General features: G+C 35.1%; 16 protein-coding genes and 4 tRNA genes. 1 reads left to right on the top strand and 19 read right to left on the bottom strand.

What is annotated here, in order from left to right:
- Window positions 1-83 precede the first annotated feature (83 nt).
- The gene (locus AC4PRO_RS07730; protein WP_074721343.1) at window positions 84-1,673 is read left to right on the top strand and encodes a peptide chain release factor 3; all 1,590 of its coding nucleotides are present in this window, start codon (window positions 84-86) and stop codon (window positions 1,671-1,673) included.
- An 87-nt stretch (window positions 1,674-1,760) separates the two neighbouring features.
- Here AC4PRO_RS07730 and AC4PRO_RS07725 read toward each other — a convergent pair whose 3' ends face one another.
- The 19 genes from AC4PRO_RS07725 to AC4PRO_RS07635 form a co-directional block, all read right to left on the bottom strand.
- A complete protein-coding gene (locus AC4PRO_RS07725) occupies window positions 1,761-2,111 on the bottom strand; it encodes a hypothetical protein (RefSeq protein WP_492116926.1) in 351 nt (116 codons plus the stop codon).
- A 275-nt stretch (window positions 2,112-2,386) separates the two neighbouring features.
- Entirely contained in the window at window positions 2,387-2,698 is a 312-nt protein-coding gene (locus tag AC4PRO_RS07720) for a DUF3467 domain-containing protein (protein ID WP_074721347.1), read from the bottom strand.
- A 9-nt stretch (window positions 2,699-2,707) separates the two neighbouring features.
- The gene (gene rpoC / locus AC4PRO_RS07715) at window positions 2,708-7,024 is read right to left on the bottom strand and encodes a DNA-directed RNA polymerase subunit beta' (protein ID WP_074721349.1); all 4,317 of its coding nucleotides are present in this window, start codon (window positions 7,022-7,024) and stop codon (window positions 2,708-2,710) included.
- A gap of 253 nt (window positions 7,025-7,277) precedes the next feature.
- Window positions 7,278-11,090, bottom strand: a complete 3,813-nt coding sequence (gene rpoB, locus AC4PRO_RS07710; protein ID WP_091084270.1) for a DNA-directed RNA polymerase subunit beta — start codon at window positions 11,088-11,090, stop codon at window positions 7,278-7,280.
- A 273-nt stretch (window positions 11,091-11,363) separates the two neighbouring features.
- Complete coding sequence (rplL, locus tag AC4PRO_RS07705) at window positions 11,364-11,732, bottom strand: 50S ribosomal protein L7/L12 (protein ID WP_074721353.1); 369 nt, start codon at window positions 11,730-11,732, stop codon at window positions 11,364-11,366.
- 91 nt (window positions 11,733-11,823) lie between these two features.
- A complete protein-coding gene (gene rplJ / locus AC4PRO_RS07700; protein ID WP_492116925.1) occupies window positions 11,824-12,330 on the bottom strand; it encodes a 50S ribosomal protein L10 in 507 nt (168 codons plus the stop codon).
- A 22-nt stretch (window positions 12,331-12,352) separates the two neighbouring features.
- On the bottom strand, window positions 12,353-13,042 hold the full coding sequence (gene rplA / locus AC4PRO_RS07695; protein ID WP_074721357.1) for a 50S ribosomal protein L1: 690 nt from the start codon (window positions 13,040-13,042) through the stop codon (window positions 12,353-12,355).
- 13 nt (window positions 13,043-13,055) lie between these two features.
- Window positions 13,056-13,493 (bottom strand): 50S ribosomal protein L11, encoded by a 438-nt coding sequence (gene rplK / locus AC4PRO_RS07690; protein WP_074721359.1) that lies wholly within the window; start codon window positions 13,491-13,493, stop codon window positions 13,056-13,058.
- Window positions 13,494-13,560: 67 nt separating this feature from the next.
- Window positions 13,561-14,112, bottom strand: a complete 552-nt coding sequence (gene nusG / locus AC4PRO_RS07685) for a transcription termination/antitermination protein NusG (protein WP_074722024.1) — start codon at window positions 14,110-14,112, stop codon at window positions 13,561-13,563.
- 8 nt (window positions 14,113-14,120) lie between these two features.
- The gene (secE, locus tag AC4PRO_RS07680; RefSeq protein WP_074722026.1) at window positions 14,121-14,318 is read right to left on the bottom strand and encodes a preprotein translocase subunit SecE; all 198 of its coding nucleotides are present in this window, start codon (window positions 14,316-14,318) and stop codon (window positions 14,121-14,123) included.
- A gap of 18 nt (window positions 14,319-14,336) precedes the next feature.
- Window positions 14,337-14,407, bottom strand: a tRNA-Trp gene (locus AC4PRO_RS07675).
- A 56-nt stretch (window positions 14,408-14,463) separates the two neighbouring features.
- Window positions 14,464-15,651 (bottom strand): elongation factor Tu, encoded by a 1,188-nt coding sequence (gene tuf / locus AC4PRO_RS07670; RefSeq protein WP_074721361.1) that lies wholly within the window; start codon window positions 15,649-15,651, stop codon window positions 14,464-14,466.
- A gap of 54 nt (window positions 15,652-15,705) precedes the next feature.
- Window positions 15,706-15,777: transfer RNA gene (locus AC4PRO_RS07665), tRNA-Thr, on the bottom strand.
- Between the two features lie 35 nt (window positions 15,778-15,812).
- Window positions 15,813-15,893 (bottom strand) — tRNA-Tyr (locus AC4PRO_RS07660).
- 47 nt (window positions 15,894-15,940) lie between these two features.
- A tRNA-Thr gene (locus tag AC4PRO_RS07655) sits at window positions 15,941-16,014 on the bottom strand.
- Between the two features lie 92 nt (window positions 16,015-16,106).
- Window positions 16,107-16,409 (bottom strand): ribosome hibernation-promoting factor, HPF/YfiA family, encoded by a 303-nt coding sequence (hpf, locus tag AC4PRO_RS07650; protein ID WP_074721363.1) that lies wholly within the window; start codon window positions 16,407-16,409, stop codon window positions 16,107-16,109.
- A 37-nt stretch (window positions 16,410-16,446) separates the two neighbouring features.
- Window positions 16,447-17,340, bottom strand: coding sequence for a tyrosine-type recombinase/integrase (locus tag AC4PRO_RS07645; protein WP_492116992.1), 894 nt, complete (start codon window positions 17,338-17,340; stop codon window positions 16,447-16,449).
- A 78-nt stretch (window positions 17,341-17,418) separates the two neighbouring features.
- A complete protein-coding gene (rpsU, locus tag AC4PRO_RS07640) occupies window positions 17,419-17,613 on the bottom strand; it encodes a 30S ribosomal protein S21 (protein WP_007137807.1) in 195 nt (64 codons plus the stop codon).
- A gap of 254 nt (window positions 17,614-17,867) precedes the next feature.
- Complete coding sequence (locus AC4PRO_RS07635; RefSeq protein WP_492116924.1) at window positions 17,868-19,037, bottom strand: acyl-CoA dehydrogenase family protein; 1,170 nt, start codon at window positions 19,035-19,037, stop codon at window positions 17,868-17,870.
- Window positions 19,038-19,061 lie beyond the last annotated feature (24 nt).

Below are 19,061 nucleotides of genomic sequence, written 5' to 3'. Positions count from 1 at the left end.
TAAATAAGGCTGTTTTAAAAGACAGCCTCATTTTTTTTATTCACATTTATAAATAGTACTTTTGCAAACTATTTACATCATACATGAGCTTTTTAAAAGAAATACAAAGAAGAAGAACTTTCGGGATTATATCTCATCCCGATGCAGGTAAAACAACGCTTACAGAAAAACTCCTCCTTTTTGGTGGTGCTATTCAAGAAGCGGGTGCTGTTAAAAATAATAAAATCAAAAAAGGAGCCACGAGTGATTTCATGGAAATTGAACGTCAGAGAGGAATTTCTGTTTCTACCTCCGTTTTGGCATTTAATTACAAAGAGAAAAAAATAAATATTCTTGATACCCCAGGGCATAAGGATTTTGCCGAAGATACATTTAGAACCTTAACCGCTGTTGACAGTGTCATAGTGGTAATTGACGTTGCTAAAGGTGTTGAGGAACAAACGGAAAAATTAGTCGCCGTATGTAGATTGCGAAAAATTCCCATTATTGTATTCATCAATAAGATGGATCGTGAAGGTAAAGATGCTTTTGACCTTATGGACGAAGTAGAGCAAAAACTGGGACTAACGGTTACACCACTCAGTTTTCCTATAGGAATGGGTTATGACTTCCAAGGAATATACAATTTATGGGAACAAAATATTAATTTATTTAGTGGAGACAACCGTAAAAACATTGAAGAAACCATCGCTTTTTCGGATGTTCAAAATCCTGAATTAGAAAAAATTATCGGGCAGAAACCCGCTGATACTTTACGTGAAGAGCTAGAATTAATCGATGAAGTCTATCCAAAATTTGATCGTCAAGACTATTTGGATGGAAAATTGCAACCAGTCTTTTTTGGATCCGCATTGAATAATTTTGGAGTTCGTGAACTTTTAGATTGTTTTGTTGAAATTGCTCCATCACCAAGACCAAAAGAGTCGGAAACTAGATTAGTCGACCCAACAGAAGAAAAAATGACTGGATTTGTTTTTAAAATCCATGCTAATATGGATCCAAAACACAGAGACAGATTAGCTTTTATAAAAATTGTATCCGGTACTTTTGAAAGAAACAAACCGTATTATCACGTACGTCAAAAAAAGAACTTGAAATTTTCAAGTCCAAACGCCTTTTTTGCCGAAAAGAAAGAAATAGTTGATATCTCTTATCCAGGTGATATTGTAGGATTACACGATACAGGGAATTTTAAAATTGGAGATACCTTAACCGAAGGAGAGATTATGAGCTTTAAAGGTATTCCGAGTTTTTCTCCAGAACACTTTAGATACATTAATAATGCAGACCCAATGAAAGCCAAACAGCTTGACAAAGGGATCGACCAGTTGATGGATGAAGGGGTAGCACAGTTGTTTACTCTTGAAATGAATAATAGAAAAATTATTGGAACGGTAGGTGCACTTCAATATGAGGTAATACAATACCGTCTAGAACATGAGTACGGAGCAAAATGTACCTACGAGAATTTCCCTGTTCATAAAGCCTGTTGGGTAAAACCAAATGACCCAAAGAATGATGAGTTTAAAGAATTTAAGCGTATCAAGCAGAAGTTCTTAGCTAAAGACAAATATGGCCAATTAGTTTTCCTTGCTGATTCAGATTTCACAATCAAAATGACGGAAAATAAATATCCAAGTGTAAAATTATTTTTTACTTCAGAATTTGAATAGTATCTTTTAAATTCAATATATAAAAAAACGCTAATTTAAAAATTAGCGTTTTTTTGTGGTTATATATTTTTAATTTAAAATCTTATATTAAGCTATTGCAATTTCAAAGTTAACGGCTTTCTTTAAAAAAGCTTTAATTAACAAACGATTGGGTGCCAATCCAGAAGTCATAATTTGCTTTTTTGTATTGATTCCGTCATTTGAAATTGTACTGTTAGGATCTTGTTTCGAACCCATGAACCAAAGAACAAATTCTACATTTGACGCTGCCTTATTATCTTCTTTTACTTCATTAGAGCTGTTATTTGTAGTAGATTCAACTACACTATTACCTGAACTTTGACTAAATACAGAAACATTCGATACTAAAACAAAAAGAAACAAAAAGAAAATAGTTAGTGTTTTTTTAGAGTAGTTACATTTAGAAAAGTTGTTCATAGGGGGCTTTGTTTTCGAAAAAGACAATTTATATCTTTAATTCTTGTACAAAACTAAAGCATCAATAACCTTCTTTAAAATATTTCCGATATACGGCCATAAAAAACGTTTATCTACAGAAACCGCCCATAAAAAAACCACAAAAAAGGAATTTACTCGATGGTTATCAGATTTTAGACAAAAACACAGTCATTCTACACCTATAATATCAAACCAAGCATCGCGACATTATAGCACAAAAAAAGGCTCCATTTCTGGAGCCTTTTTCTATAACATTATGCTTGTCCTGCTGGACCAAAATTTAAAGGTATCGGAGGTTGTTCGGTGTCTTTAATTTCGCCATGGGCTTGTTCAAAACGGTGAATATTTTCTCCAATTGCTTTTAATAATCTTTTGGCATGCTGCGGTGTCAAGACAATTCTTGATTTCACTTTGGCCTTAGGAATACCAGGCATGATACTTACAAAATCGAGAACAAATTCTGATGAAGAATGATTGATAATAGCTAAGTTAGAATAAATTCCTTCCGCTGTTTTCTCATCTAATTCAATATTAATCTGCTCCTGTTGTTGATTAGAATTACTCATATCTTAGTTTTAATAAATATATTCCTCTTTATTTGCCATCATATCATTGTAATCTTCCTTAGAACCTACAATTGTATGATCGTACTCTCTCATACCTGTACCTGCAGGAATTCTATGTCCTACAATTACATTTTCTTTCAATCCTTCTAAGTAATCAATCTTACCTGCAACCGCAGCTTCGTTTAATACTTTAGTAGTCTCTTGGAAAGAAGCCGCAGAGATAAATGATTTTGTTTGTAGCGATGCTCTTGTAATCCCTTGTAAAACAGGAGTACCAGTTGCAGTGATAACATCACGAGCTACAACAATATTTTTATCGTTACGTTTCAGTAATGAATTTTCATCACGTAACTCACGTGGAGAAACGATTTGACCTTCTTTCAAGTTAGCTGAATCACCAGCATCCTCAACTACTTTCATACCATATAATTTATCGTTTTGAAGGATAAAATCTTTAGTGTGAATTAATTGATCTTCTAAGAATAAGGTATCACCTGGATCTTGAACTCTAACTTTACGCATCATTTGACGTATTACTACTTCAAAGTGCTTATCATTAATTTTCACCCCTTGTAAACGGTATACTTCTTGAATCTCATTTACCAAGTACTGTTGAACAGCAGCTGGTCCTTTAATTCTTAAAATATCTTCTGGAGTAATTGCTCCGTCAGACAATGGTACACCAGCTCTAACGAAGTCATTCTCTTGAACAAGAATTTGACTTGAAAGTTTAACTAAATACTTTCTAACATCACCAAATTTAGATTCGATGATAATCTCACGGTTACCTCTTTTAATTTTTCCAAAAGAAACAACACCATCAATTTCAGAAACTACAGCTGGATTAGAAGGGTTACGAGCTTCTAGCAATTCAGTAATTCTAGGTAAACCTCCTGTAATATCTCCTGATTTAGAAGAACGACGTGGAATCTTAACTAATACTTTACCTGCTTTAATTTTCTCACCATCTTCAACCATCAAGTGGGCTCCAACAGGTAAGTTATAAGAACGTATCAACTCGCCATCTTTACCGTAAACCAATAAAGTAGGAATTAATTTTTTAGCTCTAGACTCAGAAATTACTTTTTCTTGGAAACCAGTTTGCTCATCAATTTCAACAATGAAAGACTGACCTTGCTCTAACTCTTCGTAAGCAATTTTACCAGTGAATTCCGAAACAATAACTCCATTATATGGATCCCATTTACAGATAACTTCACCTTTCTCAACTGACTGACCATCTTTTACAAAAATACTAGATCCGTAAGGAATATTATGTGTATTTAAAAGAATACCCGTTTTCTCGTCAATTAATTTTAACTCAGTAGAACGAGAAACAACGATATCAACGGCATTTCCGTCATTATCTTCACCTTTAACAGTTTTTAAATCTTCAATTTCAAGTTTACCCTTGAATTTTGTTATGATACTTGATTCCTCAGAAATACCACCCGCTACCCCTCCAACGTGGAAAGTACGTAATGTTAACTGTGTTCCTGGCTCACCAATAGATTGTGCTGCAATAACTCCTACTGCCTCACCTCTTTGTGTCATTTTTCCAGTAGCTAAGTTTCTACCGTAACATTTAGCACAAATACCTTTCAACGCTTCACATACAAGAGGAGAACGAACTTCTACTTTCTCGATTGGAGAAGCATCGATCGTTTTCATAATAGCCTCAGTGATTTGTTGTCCAGCTTCTACTAAAACATCATTAGTTAAAGGATTCACTACATCTTGCAATGCAACACGTCCTAAGATTCTTTCTCCTAATGATTCAACAATTTCCTCATTCTTTTTCAATGCTGATACTTCAACACCTCTTAATGTTCCACAATCTTCGATGTTAACAATAACATCTTGAGAAACATCATGCAATCTTCTTGTTAAATATCCTGCATCTGCCGTTTTCAAGGCAGTATCCGCAAGACCTTTACGCGCACCGTGAGTAGAAATAAAGTACTCAAGGATTGAAAGACCTTCTTTAAAGTTAGAAAGAATTGGATTTTCAATAATTTCACCACCACCAGCAGTCGATTTTTTAGGCTTAGCCATCAAACCACGCATACCAGTTAACTGACGAATTTGTTCTTTGGAACCCCTTGCTCCAGAATCAAGCATCATGTACACCGAGTTGAAACCTTGTTGGTCTTCTCTAATGTTTTTCATTGCTAATTCTGTCAGTTGAGCATTGGCAGAAGTCCATACATCAATAACTTGGTTGTAACGTTCGTTATTGGTAATAAGACCCATGTTATAATTTACAGAAATACCTTCAACTTGCTCTCTGGCATCTGCGATTAATTTTGGTTTTTGATCTGGAATTCTAATATCCCCTAATGAGAATGACAATCCACCTTTAAAGGCAAATTTGTATCCCATATCTTTCATGTTATCCAAGAAGGCAGCCGTTTCAGGTACGCTAGTTGAATTTAATACATGTCCGATAATGTCTCTAAGGTTTTTCTTAGTCAATACATCATTGATATATCCTGCTGCTTCTGGTACAACCTCATTAAAGATTACACGACCGGCAGTAGTTTGAATAATTTTAAACACTAATTCTCCAGCGTCATTAAAATCTTTTGCTCTAATTCTCACTCTAGCATTCAATTCTAATCTTCCTTCGTTTAAAGCGATATTAACTTCCTCAGCAGAATAGAAAGTCAAATCTTGACCTAAAATTTTCTTTTCTGGAGTTGACAAACGTTCTTTGGTCATATAATAAAGACCCAAGACCATATCCTGAGAAGGTACTGTAATTGGCGCACCATTTGCAGGATTCAGAATGTTATGAGAAGCCAACATTAACAATTGTGCTTCAAGGATAGCTTCCGGTCCTAATGGTAAATGTACCGCCATTTGATCCCCATCAAAATCCGCATTAAATGCAGTACAAACTAAAGGGTGCAATTGTATTGCTTTACCTTCAATTAATTTTGGTTGGAAAGCTTGAATACCTAGTCTGTGCAAAGTAGGGGCACGATTCAGTAAAATCGGGTGACCTTTAATTACGTTTTCAAGGATATCCCAAACTACAGGCTCTTTCTTGTCTATTATTTTCTTAGCTGATTTTACAGTTTTAACAATACCTCTTTCGATTAATTTACGAATCACGAAAGGCTTGTATAATTCGGCTGCCATATCTTTAGGGATACCACATTCGAACAATTTCAACTCAGGTCCAACAACAATTACCGAACGAGCAGAATAATCCACACGTTTTCCAAGTAAGTTTTGACGGAAACGTCCTTGCTTACCTTTAAGGGAATCAGATAATGATTTTAAGGGTCTGTTTGATTCTGTTTTTACAGCAGAAGCTTTACGTGTATTATCAAATAATGAATCTACTGATTCTTGCAACATACGTTTTTCATTTCTTAAGATCACTTCTGGAGCCTTGATCTCCATTAATCTTTTCAAACGGTTGTTACGAATAATTACACGACGGTATAAATCATTTAAATCTGAAGTTGCAAAACGACCTCCATCAAGTGGCACAAGTGGACGTAATTCTGGTGGAATAACTGGTACCACTTTCATAATCATCCATTCAGGACGATTCTCACGGTTCAAGTTAGACTCACGAAAAGATTCAACTACTTGTAATCTTTTTAATGCTTCTGTTTTACGTTGTTTAGACGTTTCAGTGTTAGCATTATGTCTTAATTGGTAAGACAATTCATCAAGATCAATTCTTGCTAATAAATCCATGATACACTCTGCTCCCATTTTGGCAACAAATTTATTAGGATCAAAATCGTCAAGATATTGATTATCTGCAGGAAGAGTATCTAAGATATTCAAATACTCTTCTTCTGTTAAGAAATCTAATCTTTTTACTGATTCACCTTCACCATTTACTGCAATACCTGCTTGGATTACTACATATCTCTCATAGTAAATGATCATATCTAATTTCTTAGACGGAAGACCAAGTATGTATCCAATTTTATTAGGAAGGGAACGGAAATACCAGATATGAGCGATTGGCACAACAAGGTTGATGTGACCTACTCTATCTCTACGTACTTTTTTCTCAGTAACTTCAACACCACAACGGTCACAAATGATTCCTTTGTAGCGAATTCTTTTGTACTTACCACAAGCACATTCAAAATCTTTAACTGGTCCAAAAATTCGTTCACAGAAAAGACCGTCACGCTCAGGCTTGTGCGTACGGTAGTTGATAGTTTCCGGCTTTAAAACTTCACCTCTTGATTCTTTCAAGATAGATTCTGGAGAAGCTAAACCAATAGATATTTTATTGAATCTTTTTACAGGATTCTTATCTTTATTGTTATTATTATTTCTATTATTCATCATAGTTTTTACTATTGATTTAATTGCAATTAAAAATTGATTATAGTGCGCAGCGTGCTGCGTTTCTACCTGGATTACTTCTCTAAACTTTAAACTTCTATTAAAGCGCTAGTTATATAAAACTCATTTTATATAAAAAATCGGAACGGTTTACGAGGCTAAATCCTTAAAACTAATTAAAAAAAGTGTTCAGTATTCAGCTTTTAGTGTTCAGTTTATCACTGATTACTTTAGGCTGAATACTGAATACTAAATACTATTCTTCTAATCTAATGTCAAGTCCAAGACCTTTCAATTCATGCATCAATACATTGAATGATTCAGGTAATCCTGGTTCTGGCATAGACTCTCCTTTTACGATTGCTTCGTAAGTTTTAGCTCTACCAATTACATCATCAGACTTCACAGTCAAGATTTCTCTTAGTGTACTTGACGCTCCATAAGCCTCAAGTGCCCAAACTTCCATCTCTCCAAAACGTTGTCCACCAAATTGTGCTTTACCACCAAGAGGTTGTTGCGTAATTAATGAGTATGGACCGATCGAACGTGCGTGCATCTTATCATCAACCATATGTCCTAATTTCAACATATAGATTACACCAACAGTTGCTGCTTGATGAAAACGTTCTCCTGTACCACCATCATAAAGGTAAGTATGTCCAAAACGTGGTATTCCAGCTTCGTCAGTCAATTCATTAATTTGGTCTAGAGAAGCACCATCAAAAATTGGAGTAGCATATTTTCTACCCAAATTCTGTCCAGCCCAACCTAAAACAGTTTCATAAATTTGACCAATATTCATACGTGAAGGTACACCTAATGGGTTCAACACAATATCAACTGGCGTTCCGTCTTCAAGGAAAGGCATGTCTTCATGACGAACGATACGAGCAACGATACCTTTGTTACCGTGACGTCCTGCCATTTTATCCCCAACTTTCAACTTACGTTTTTTGGCAATATATACTTTAGCTAATTTCAAAATTCCAGCTGGTAATTCATCACCAACAGAAATTGTAAACTTCTCTCTTCTTAATGCGCCTTGTAAATCATTCAACTTAATTTTATAGTTGTGAATTAATTCATTCACCATTTTATTAGTTGAGTCATCCGCAACCCATTGACCTTTACTTAAGTGAGCAAAATCTTCAACAGCATAAAGCATTTTTTGAGTGTATTTTTTACCTTTTGGTAAAACTTCCTCACCCAAATCATTCATTACACCCTGAGATGTTTTCCCATTAACGATCAAGAAAAGTTTTTCGACTAACTTGTCTTTTAATTCAACAAATTTTACTTCGTATTCCATTTCAAGTGCTCCTAAAGCATCCTTGTCTTGTGTACGTTTGCGTTTGTCTTTTACTGCTCTTGCAAACAATTTTTTGTCAAGAACTACACCATGTAAAGATGGAGATGCTTTTAATGAAGCATCTTTTACATCACCTGCTTTATCCCCGAAGATTGCACGAAGCAATTTCTCTTCTGGAGTAGGATCTGATTCCCCTTTTGGAGTAATTTTTCCGATAAGAATGTCACCAGGTTTAACCTCGGCTCCAATTCTAATCATACCATTTTCATCTAAGTCTTTAGTAGCCTCTTCAGAAACGTTTGGTATATCATTTGTCAATTCTTCGTTACCTAACTTAGTATCTCTAACTTCTAATGAATAATCATCAACGTGAATAGAGGTAAAAATATCGTCGCGAACCACTTTTTCAGAAATTACAATCGCATCCTCGAAGTTATACCCTTTCCATGGCATAAACGCAACTTTAAGGTTTCTACCTAAAGCTAATTCACCATTTTGAGTTGCATATCCTTCTGACAATACTTGACCTAGAACAACTCTATCCCCTTTTCTTACAATAGGTTTAAGGTTGATACTTGTCCCTTGATTGGTTTTTCTAAATTTAATTAAATTGTATGTTTTCTCATCAGAATCAAAACTCACCATTCTTTCTTCTTCAGAACGGTCGTATTTAATAGTAATGATGTTTGCATCTACATATTCAATAACTCCATCACCTTCTGCGTTAATTAAAACTCTAGAATCTGAAGCTACTTGACGCTCTAAACCAGTTCCAACGATTGGTGCTTCAGGACGTATTAATGGTACGGCTTGACGCATCATGTTAGATCCCATCAACGCTCTATTCGCATCATCATGTTCCAAGAAAGGAATTAAAGATGCAGAAATTGAAGCAATTTGATTTGGAGCTACATCCGCATAATCAACTTTTGTAGGGTCAATTACAGGGAAATCCCCTTCTTGACGTGCAATTACATTTTCAGCAAGAATTTTTCCAGAATCATCCATCTCAATATTCGCTTGAGAGATCAACATTCCTTCTTCTTCTTCAGCGCTTAAGTAAATAGGTGTTGAAACTAAATCAACCACTCCATTAGTTACTTTACGGTAAGGTGTTTCAATGAAACCCATTCCGTTCACTTTAGCATAAACTCCAAGAGATGAAATCAAACCAATGTTTGGTCCCTCTGGTGTTTCAATAGGACATAAACGTCCGTAGTGCGTATAGTGAACATCACGTACCTCAAATCCAGCTCTTTCTCTCGAAAGTCCACCTGGTCCTAGCGCAGATAATCTTCTTTTGTGCGTTATCTCAGCAAGTGGATTCGTTTGATCCATAAACTGAGACAATTGGTTTGTTCCAAAGAAAGAGTTGATAACAGACGATAATGTTTTAGCATTAATCAAATCTATTGGTGTAAACACCTCGTTATCTCTAACGTTCATACGCTCTCTAATAGTTCTAGCCATACGTGCTAAACCAACACCGAATTGTTGAGACAGTTGTTCTCCAACTGTTCTTACACGACGGTTTGATAAGTGATCAATATCATCAATATCTGCTTTCGCATTTATTAGTTCGATCAAATATTTTACAATGGTAATAATATCTTCTTTGGTAAGCACTTGCTTTTCCATTGGAATATCAAGACCAAGTTTTTTATTCATTCTGTAACGACCTACTTCACCTAAGTTGTAACGTTGATCAGAGAAGAATAATTTATCAATAATACCACGAGCGGTTTCTTCATCAGGCGGTTCTGCATTACGCAGTTGTCTGTAAATATGCTCAACAGCTTCTTTTTCAGAGTTTGTTGGATCTTTTTGTAACGTGTTATGGATGATAGCATAATCAGCTTGATTAGCATCTTCCTTGTGTAACAAAATAGATTTAACGTTAGAATCAATGATTTCTTCCACATTATCTTTATCGATAATTGTATCTCTATCAAGGATTATTTCGTTACGTTCGATAGAAACTACTTCACCAGTATCTTCATCTACGAAATCTTCATGCCATGTATTTAATACACGAGCAGCTAATTTTCTACCGATATATTTTTTAAGTCCTGTTTTAGAAACTTTAATTTCCTCAGCAAGGTCGAAAATTTCAAGAATATCCTTATCTCTTTCGAAACCAATTGCACGGAATAAAGTGGTAACAGGTAACTTTTTCTTTCTATCAATATAAGCGTACATTACGCTATTTATATCTGTAGAAAATTCTATCCAAGAACCTTTAAAAGGAATTACTCTGGCAGAATATAATTTTGTTCCATTAGCATGAAAAGACTGTCCAAAGAAAACCCCTGGAGATCTATGTAGCTGAGAAACAACAACACGTTCCGCTCCGTTGATTACGAAGGTACCGCTTGGCGTCATGTAAGGAATTGTACCAAGATAAACATCTTGAACAATAGTTTCAAAATCTTCGTGCTCTGGATCTGTACAATACAATTTCAATCTTGCTTTTAAGGGCACACTATGTGTTAAACCTCTTTCAATACATTCTTGAATTGTATAACGTGGTGGATCCACGAAGTAGTCAAGGAATTCCAATACAAAATTATTTCTTGTATCTGTAATTGGAAAATTTTCCATGAAGGTATTATAAAGTCCTTCATTGCCTCTTTCATCAGATTTAGTTTCTAATTGAAAAAAATCTTGAAAAGATTTAACCTGAACATCAAGAAAATCTGGATATGCAGGAATATTTTTTGTAGAGGCAAAATTCAATCTTTCGGTCTGATTTGTTATCATCAATGGACAAAATTTTGATTATAAAAGTAATTTTTATTGGTATAAATATTTCTAATTATACTTTAATTTTAAAACCACCACATCTTTAAAAATCAATTTAAGATAACTACTTTCTTATTATCTGTCAATTTTTTTTCCTCGTAATGGGATAAAATGAATTTGCTATCACAACTTATTATTCAATAAATAAGACAGACTTTTGTTATACGAAAAATGGTTTAGGTCTTTGGATGTGTACCCAAGACCTAAACCTAATTCCTCAACTGTGTTTAACTATTTAAGCTCAACAACAGCCCCAGCTTCTTCTAAAGATTTTTTCAAAGCTTCTGCTTCATCTTTAGTTACACCTTCTTTAACGTTACTTGGAGCGCTATCAACTACATCTTTAGCTTCTTTCAAACCTAAACCTGTAAGTTCTTTTACCATTTTCACAACTGCTAATTTAGAAGCACCTGCTTCTTTCAATACAACTGTAAATTCTGTTTGTACTTCTTCAGCAGCACCTTCACTACCACCTGAAACTACAACAGCTGCAGCAGCTGGTTCGATTCCGTACTCATCTTTTAATATTGTTGCTAATTCGTTAACTTCTTTTACAGTTAAATTAACTAATTGTTCTGCGAATTGTTTCAAATCTGCCATTTTTTCTATCGTTTTAAAATGATTTGTAAAATTATATTTTGTTTATTGTGCGCATTGTAAATAATAAAAACTAAGTTTTACTCTATTTTTATTATGCTTCTGTTTCAGCAACCTCTTCTTTAGCGAATTGGTTTTGAAGTGCAGAAATAACTTTTTGTGCTGGTGATTGAAGTAATCCAATAAGTTCACCAATAAGTTCTTCTTTAGATTTAATAGTCGCTAACGCTTCTAATTGATCATCTCCAATATAAACCTCAGCATTAATATAAGCTCCTTTCAAAACCGGTTTTGCCGATTTTTTACGGAAATCTTTTATTATCTTACCAGGCCCATTTGCTACCTCTGAAATGAATATAGCACTATTACCAGTCAATACTGACGGTAAGTCACCATAATCATTAGCTGAAGCTTCCATTGCTTTTGCAAGCAAAGTGTTTTTTATAACCTCTAATTTAATACCTGCTTTATAACAAGCTCTTCTCAACTTTGAAGTTGCATCTGCATTTAATCCAGAAATATCTGCTACGTAAACAATATTTGTACCAGCTAACTGTGCAGTTAAATCTTCAATCGCGATTGATTTTTCTTCTCTAGTCATACTAAAAATTATTAACTACCAATTATACTGCTTTTGGGTCTAATGCAATAGCAGGACTCATAGTGCTTGTAAGGTAGATACTTTTGATATACACACCTTTAGCAGCAGTTGGCTTAAGTTTGATTAATGTTTGAATAATTTCGTGTGCATTGTCAACAATTTGCTCAGCTCCAAAAGAAACTTTACCAATTCCTGCATGTACAATACCAGTTTTATCAACTTTGAAATCGATTTTACCAGCTTTAACCTCTGCAACAGCTTTTGCAACATCCATAGTTACAGTACCTGTTTTAGGGTTTGGCATTAAACCTCTAGGCCCTAAAATACGACCTAATGGACCTAATTTACCCATAACGCTTGGCATAGTGATGATAACATCAACATCCGTCCAACCGTCTTTAATTTTTTGTAAATACTCGTCAAGACCTACATAGTCTGCCCCAGCTTCTTTAGCTTCCGCTTCTTTATCCGGAGTAACTAATGCTAATACTTTAACATCTTTACCAGTTCCATGAGGCAATGTTACCACACCTCTAACCATTTGATTCGCTTTTCTTGGATCTACACCCAAACGTACCGCGATATCAACAGACTCATCAAATTTTGCAGACGCAACAACTTTAATTAATGCCGCAGCATCTTTCAAAGAGTACATTCTGTTTTTGTCAATTTTTGAAGCAGCCTCTTTTTGCTTTTTTGTCAATTTTGCCATGTCTTTCTTTTAATTAAAAAGGAGCGTCTCCTGATACAGTTATACCCATAGATCTAGCTGTTCCAGCAACCATACTCATTGCAGACTCCGTAGTGAACGCATTTAAGTCAGGCATCTTGTCTTCAGCAATAGCTCTAATTTGTTCCCAAGTAACACTAGCTACTTTTTTACGATTAGGCTCACCAGAACCAGATTTTAGCTTCGCAGCTTCCAATAACTGAACAGCTGCAGGCGGAGTTTTAACAACAAATTCGAATGATTTGTCTTTATACACAGTAATTTGTACTGGGCATATTTTGCCGGCTTTATCTTGAGTTCTAGCATTGAATTGCTTACAGAACTCCATGATGTTTACACCAGCAGCTCCTAAAGCAGGTCCAACCGGTGGCGATGGATTCGCAGCACCTCCCTTAACTTGTAGTTTAACTACTTTACTAATTTCTTTAGCCATTTTTTAAAAAATTTAACACCACAATCATTAAGAAGCGATTGCGATGGATATTATATGTAACAAAATATTATACTTTTTCAACTTGCATAAACCCTAATTCTAATGGAGTTTTTCTTCCGAAAATTTTCACCATTACTTCAAGTTTACGCTTCTCTTCATTAATTTTTTCAACTGTACCGTTGAAACCGTTAAAAGGTCCATCAATAACCTTAATAGTCTCACCTAAATTGAATGGTATAGATCGAGTATCTGCATTAACTGCTAACTCATCGACTTTACCTAGCATTCTATTTACTTCTGAAAGTCTTAATGGAACCGGCTCTCCTCCTTTAGTTTCACCCAGAAAACCAATAACACTAGTTATTCCTTTTATAATATGAGGTATTTCACCTATCAGATTTGCTTCTATCATGACATAACCAGGAAAATAAACTTTATCCTTGATTAATTTCTTTCCATCTTTTACAGTTACTACTTTTTCCGTCGGAACTAAAACTTGAGAAACATAGTCACCCATCTCTAATCTAGAGATTTCGTTTTCTATGTAAGCTTTCACTTTATTCTCTTGCCCACTTACCGCACGAACAACATACCACTTTTTTAGATTATTATCTGTCATCACAAAAATTAGGCTTTTATCCAATTAAAAAATCCAGCTAATGCTTTCGCAAAAAACTCATCTACTCCCCATGTTGCCAAAGCGAATAATACTGAGAAAATAGCAACAACAATCGTTAGACGTTGCACTTCAGGCCACTCTGGCCAAGTCATATTTGACTTTAATTCCTCAAATGATTCTGATATGTAATTAATTATTTTTGCCATTATGATATATTTTTTTTGCACGGGCGGAGGGATTCGAACCCCCATCAACGGTTTTGGAGACCGCTATTCTACCCTTGAACTACGCCCGTTTGTGAAAAACCAGTAACAGCACGAAGCGTTACTGGTTTTGTAATTATTTATAGAATTATGCTACAATCTCAGTTACCTGACCTGCACCTACAGTTCTACCACCTTCACGGATAGCAAAACGTAATCCAACATTCATAGCGATTGGGCTCAACAAAGCAACATTGATTGTTAAGTTATCTCCAGGCATAACCATCTCTACACCTTCTGGTAAAGTAATAACACCTGTTACATCAGTTGTACGTACGTAGAACTGTGGACGATAGTTATTATGGAATGGTGTATGACGACCACCTTCTTCTTTTTTCAAGATATAAACCTCAGCTTTAAAAGTAGCGTGTGGTTTAACTGATCCTGGCTTAATGATAACCATTCCTCTTTTGATAGATTCTTTATCAACACCACGTAACAATAAACCTACGTTATCTCCAGCTTCACCTCTATCAAGGATTTTACGGAACATCTCAACTCCTGTAATAGTAGAAGTTAATTTTTCAGCTCCCATACCAATGATTTCAACAGCATCTCCTGTATTAGCAATACCTGTTTCGATACGACCTGTAGCAACAGTTCCACGACCAGTAATTGTAAACACATCCTCAACCGGCATCAAGAAAGGCTTTTCAGTATCACGTACTGGCTCTTCAATCCACGCATCAACCGCAGCCATCAATTCGATGATTTTTGGTACCCACGCTGGATCATTATTCAAACCTCCTAAAGCAGAACCTTGAACAACTGGACAATTATCACCGTCATATTCATAGAAAGACAATAAGTCTCTAATTTCCATTTCAACAAGTTCTAATAATTCCTCATCATCAACCATATCCACTTTATTCATGAATACAACCATTCTAGGAATACCAACTTGGCGACCTAATAGGATATGCTCACGTGTTTGTGGCATTGGCCCATCAGTTGCTGCTACAACAAGAATAGCACCATCCATCTGAGCAGCACCAGTAACCATGTTCTTTACGTAATCCGCGTGACCTGGACAGTCAACGTGAGCGTAATGACGATTAGCAGTTTCATACTCAACGTGTGATGTATTAATTGTAATACCTCTTTCTTTTTCTTCTGGAGCATTATCAATTTGATCAAATGATTTTGCTTGACAGTAACCTGCATCAGATAACACTTTAGTTATCGCTGCAGTTAATGTAGTTTTTCCGTGATCCACGTGCCCAATTGTACCAATGTTTAAGTGGGGCTTGTTACGGTTAAAGGTTTCTTTTGCCATTTTACTTAATTTTTAATCTATTTATATATTTAATTTCAATCTCTTACTTACTTGAGCCAATGTCGGGAATTGAACCCGAGACCTCTTCCTTACCAAGGAAGCACTCTACCCCTGAGCTACACCGGCAGAGTTTTTACTTTTAGATTTAAAATCTAAAATTGTGGGGAGAGCAGGATTCGAACCTGCGAAGTTTACACAGCAGATTTACAGTCTGCCCTCGTTGGCCGCTTGAGTATCTCCCCTCTTTTCTTACTTTATTTCAACCCATCAAAACCTCAGTTTCATTTTGAGCCGGCGGAGGGACTCGAACCCACGACCTGCTGATTACAAATCAGCTGCTCTAGCCAACTGAGCTACGCTGGCAAATTCAATAAAAAAAGCCCGCTATTTCTAACGGACTGCAAATGTATAGATTTTATCTCTCAATCAAAACATTTTTTTAAAAAACTTTTAGATTAAATATGTGTTCTTATTTTTTCTTTCCTTTTCACTAACAATCTCTCTAAAGATTCAGCCGATAACTCGATAGCCTCTTCAAATGTTTTGCATTGTTTTTTTACCATAAAATCATCACCAGGGACATTCATCTTCACCTCAGCAACCTTATTCTCCTTATCACTTGTCTTTTCAACTTTCAAATAGACATCGGCAGACACTACTTTATCGTAGTACTTCTCCAACTTATCCATTCTCTCTTGAACATAACCTACTAATTTTCCGTCAACAGCAAAGTTAACTGCGTGAACATTTACCTTCATAATCAATTTTTTTAATGGTTAAACATTTTTTGAACTATTACTTATTCCTTGGATGCGCATCTTCATATACTTTTTTGAGCTCTGACAAACTACTGTGTGTATAAATTTGCGTTGAAGCTAAACTGGAATGACCTAATAATTCTTTCACTGAATTTAAATCGGCTCCGTTATTTAATAAATGAGTCGCAAATGTATGACGTAAAATATGCGGACTTTTTTTTACTTTTTCGGAGACAGGACTAAAGTAAGAATTTATTAACCGATACACAAAGGATTCATTTAATTTTAACCCTTTTTTTGAAACAAAAAGACAATCAAAACCCCTAACACTTTCTATACGAGACCTCTCGTCAAGATACAAAGAAAGTTGTTCTACTATAATTGGCAAAATAGGCAAAATCCTCTCCTTATTTCTTTTACCAAGTACCTTTATTGTACTGTTAGAAAAACTAATATCGCTAATTTTCAAATGAATCAGTTCTGTTCGCCTTATTCCGGTGGTATAAAATAAATCTATTATTAATTTATTTCTTACTTCTTCAAAACCAACAGGACTTTCCATGCCCTTCAACACCTCCGAAACTTCCTTCTCAGAAAACGGAATTTGGAGCGTCTTTGCTGTTTTTAGTGCCTTATGCTTCAACAGCGGACTAACTTGTATTTGTTTTATCTTTAATAGAAACTTATAAAAAGCCTTTAAAGATGCGATCTTTCTATTGACAGAAACATTCGAAATGCCCTCATCCACGAGCGACACAATCCAACTTCTAATTTGACTGTAGTTTACCTGCTCTATTTCCCTTTCTTCAAAATGAATGGTGTTAAATTCTTGGAAGTTTATTATATCATTCAAATAAGCACTTACGGTGTGTGGAGAATATTTTTTCTCTTTTTGTAGATAATCCCGAAATGCATTTATAGTAGCGACCATATAAAATGAAAAAACCGTTAGCATCAAAGTTATAAAACTTTAATGACTAACGGTAATTATCATGTAAAAAAGAACTACTTAGTTTTCTAAGTTGTCTTTCATGTTTTGAATATAAGCTGCTTTCTGAACTTTAATTCTATTTTTTACAGAAGGCTTAATAAAAGCAGTACGCGCTCTTAACTGACGAACAGTTCCTGTTTTATCAAATTTTCTTTTATAGCGCTTTAATGCTCTATCTATATTTTCTCCGTCTTTAATTGGTATAATTAACATAATTTTGACACCCCCTTTCGTTAAGTGTGCAAAAGTAGTTATTATTTTGACTTATCAGTCATCAAACACCAATTTATTTTTGGTGTGCCGGCAAAACACTATTTATTCCCAAAATAAATTCTCTTTTGCCGTCAGGCTATCCGCTGCAATCTTTTACTCCGCAAGGCTTCATAAAAGGATTTCCACTACTATCCTTCACACATAAAAAAAGAGCCAATAACTAAATTGACTCTTCTAATACTTTCCACTGGCTATTACTCCACCGCTGGCTTATAATTTTTATTATCTATAATCATTTTTGACAATATCTCTTTAAGTATCTCCGAAGTTCCGCCTCCTATTGGCCCCAAACGACTGTCTCTTAATAAACGTGCTAAAGGATATTCTTCCATATAACCGTAACCTCCAAGCATTTGCAAACAACTATAGATTGTTTCATCAGCCACTTTTGTAGATTTCAATTTAGCCATAGTAGCTTCTTTTACTACATATTCTCCTTTATTTAATCGCGCTACGGCAGCATAATTAAACACTTTACAATGCTCTACATCTGTCGCATGTTCTACTATTGTGTGTCTCAATGCTTGAAACTTATCTATTGTTTTCCCAAAAGCCTCACGCTGTCCCATGTACTCAATTGTGTACTCAAGAGCATATTCTGCTCTAGCATGACCATTAATAGCCATAATCAAACGCTCTAAAGCAAAATGTTGCATGATATAAGGAAAACCTTTTCCCTCTTCACCCATCAAATTCTCTAAAGGGATTTCAACGTTGTTAAATGCAATTTCTGCAGTATCTGACGCTCTCCAACCTAATTTATCTAATTTTGTCGCAGAAACCCCGTTCGTTTTTGTATCTACTAAAAATATGCTTATTCCTTTATTCCCAAGTTCAGGACTTGTTTTGGCTGCAACTATATAATAATCCGCATAAACGCCATTAGTGATAAATGTTTTCGAACCATTAATAACATATTTATCTCCTGTTTTAATAGCAGTAGTGCGCATACCCGCAACATCACTACCTCCAAAAGGTTCCGTAATACACAAAGCCCCTATTTTGTCACCTAAAATACTTGGTGCTAAATAATCTTGTTTAATTCTCTCGTCCCCTTCTGCATTCAAATGTGTCATGGCTAAATAAGAATGTGCCCACATCGCAGCTGCAAAACCAGCTGATTTAATTTTCTGAAGTTCTTCTAAGAAAATAACGGTGTAAAATAAATCTAAATTTAATCCGCCATAAGCCTCCGGATAATTTATTCCAAAAAAGCCCATGTCGCCGAACTTTTTCCATATAAAACGCTCTATTGTACCTGTTTTCTCCCATTTTTCAATATGAGGCACAACTTCTTTTTGTAAAAACCCTCTTAAACTCTCTCTAAATGATTGATGTTCTTCTGTGAAATAACTTGAATTCATATAACTAATATTATTTTTAACAAA

The organism is Flavobacterium sp. DW-iso2, assembly GCF_058725285.1.
This window is presented reverse-complemented; position numbering and strand designations above follow the sequence as displayed.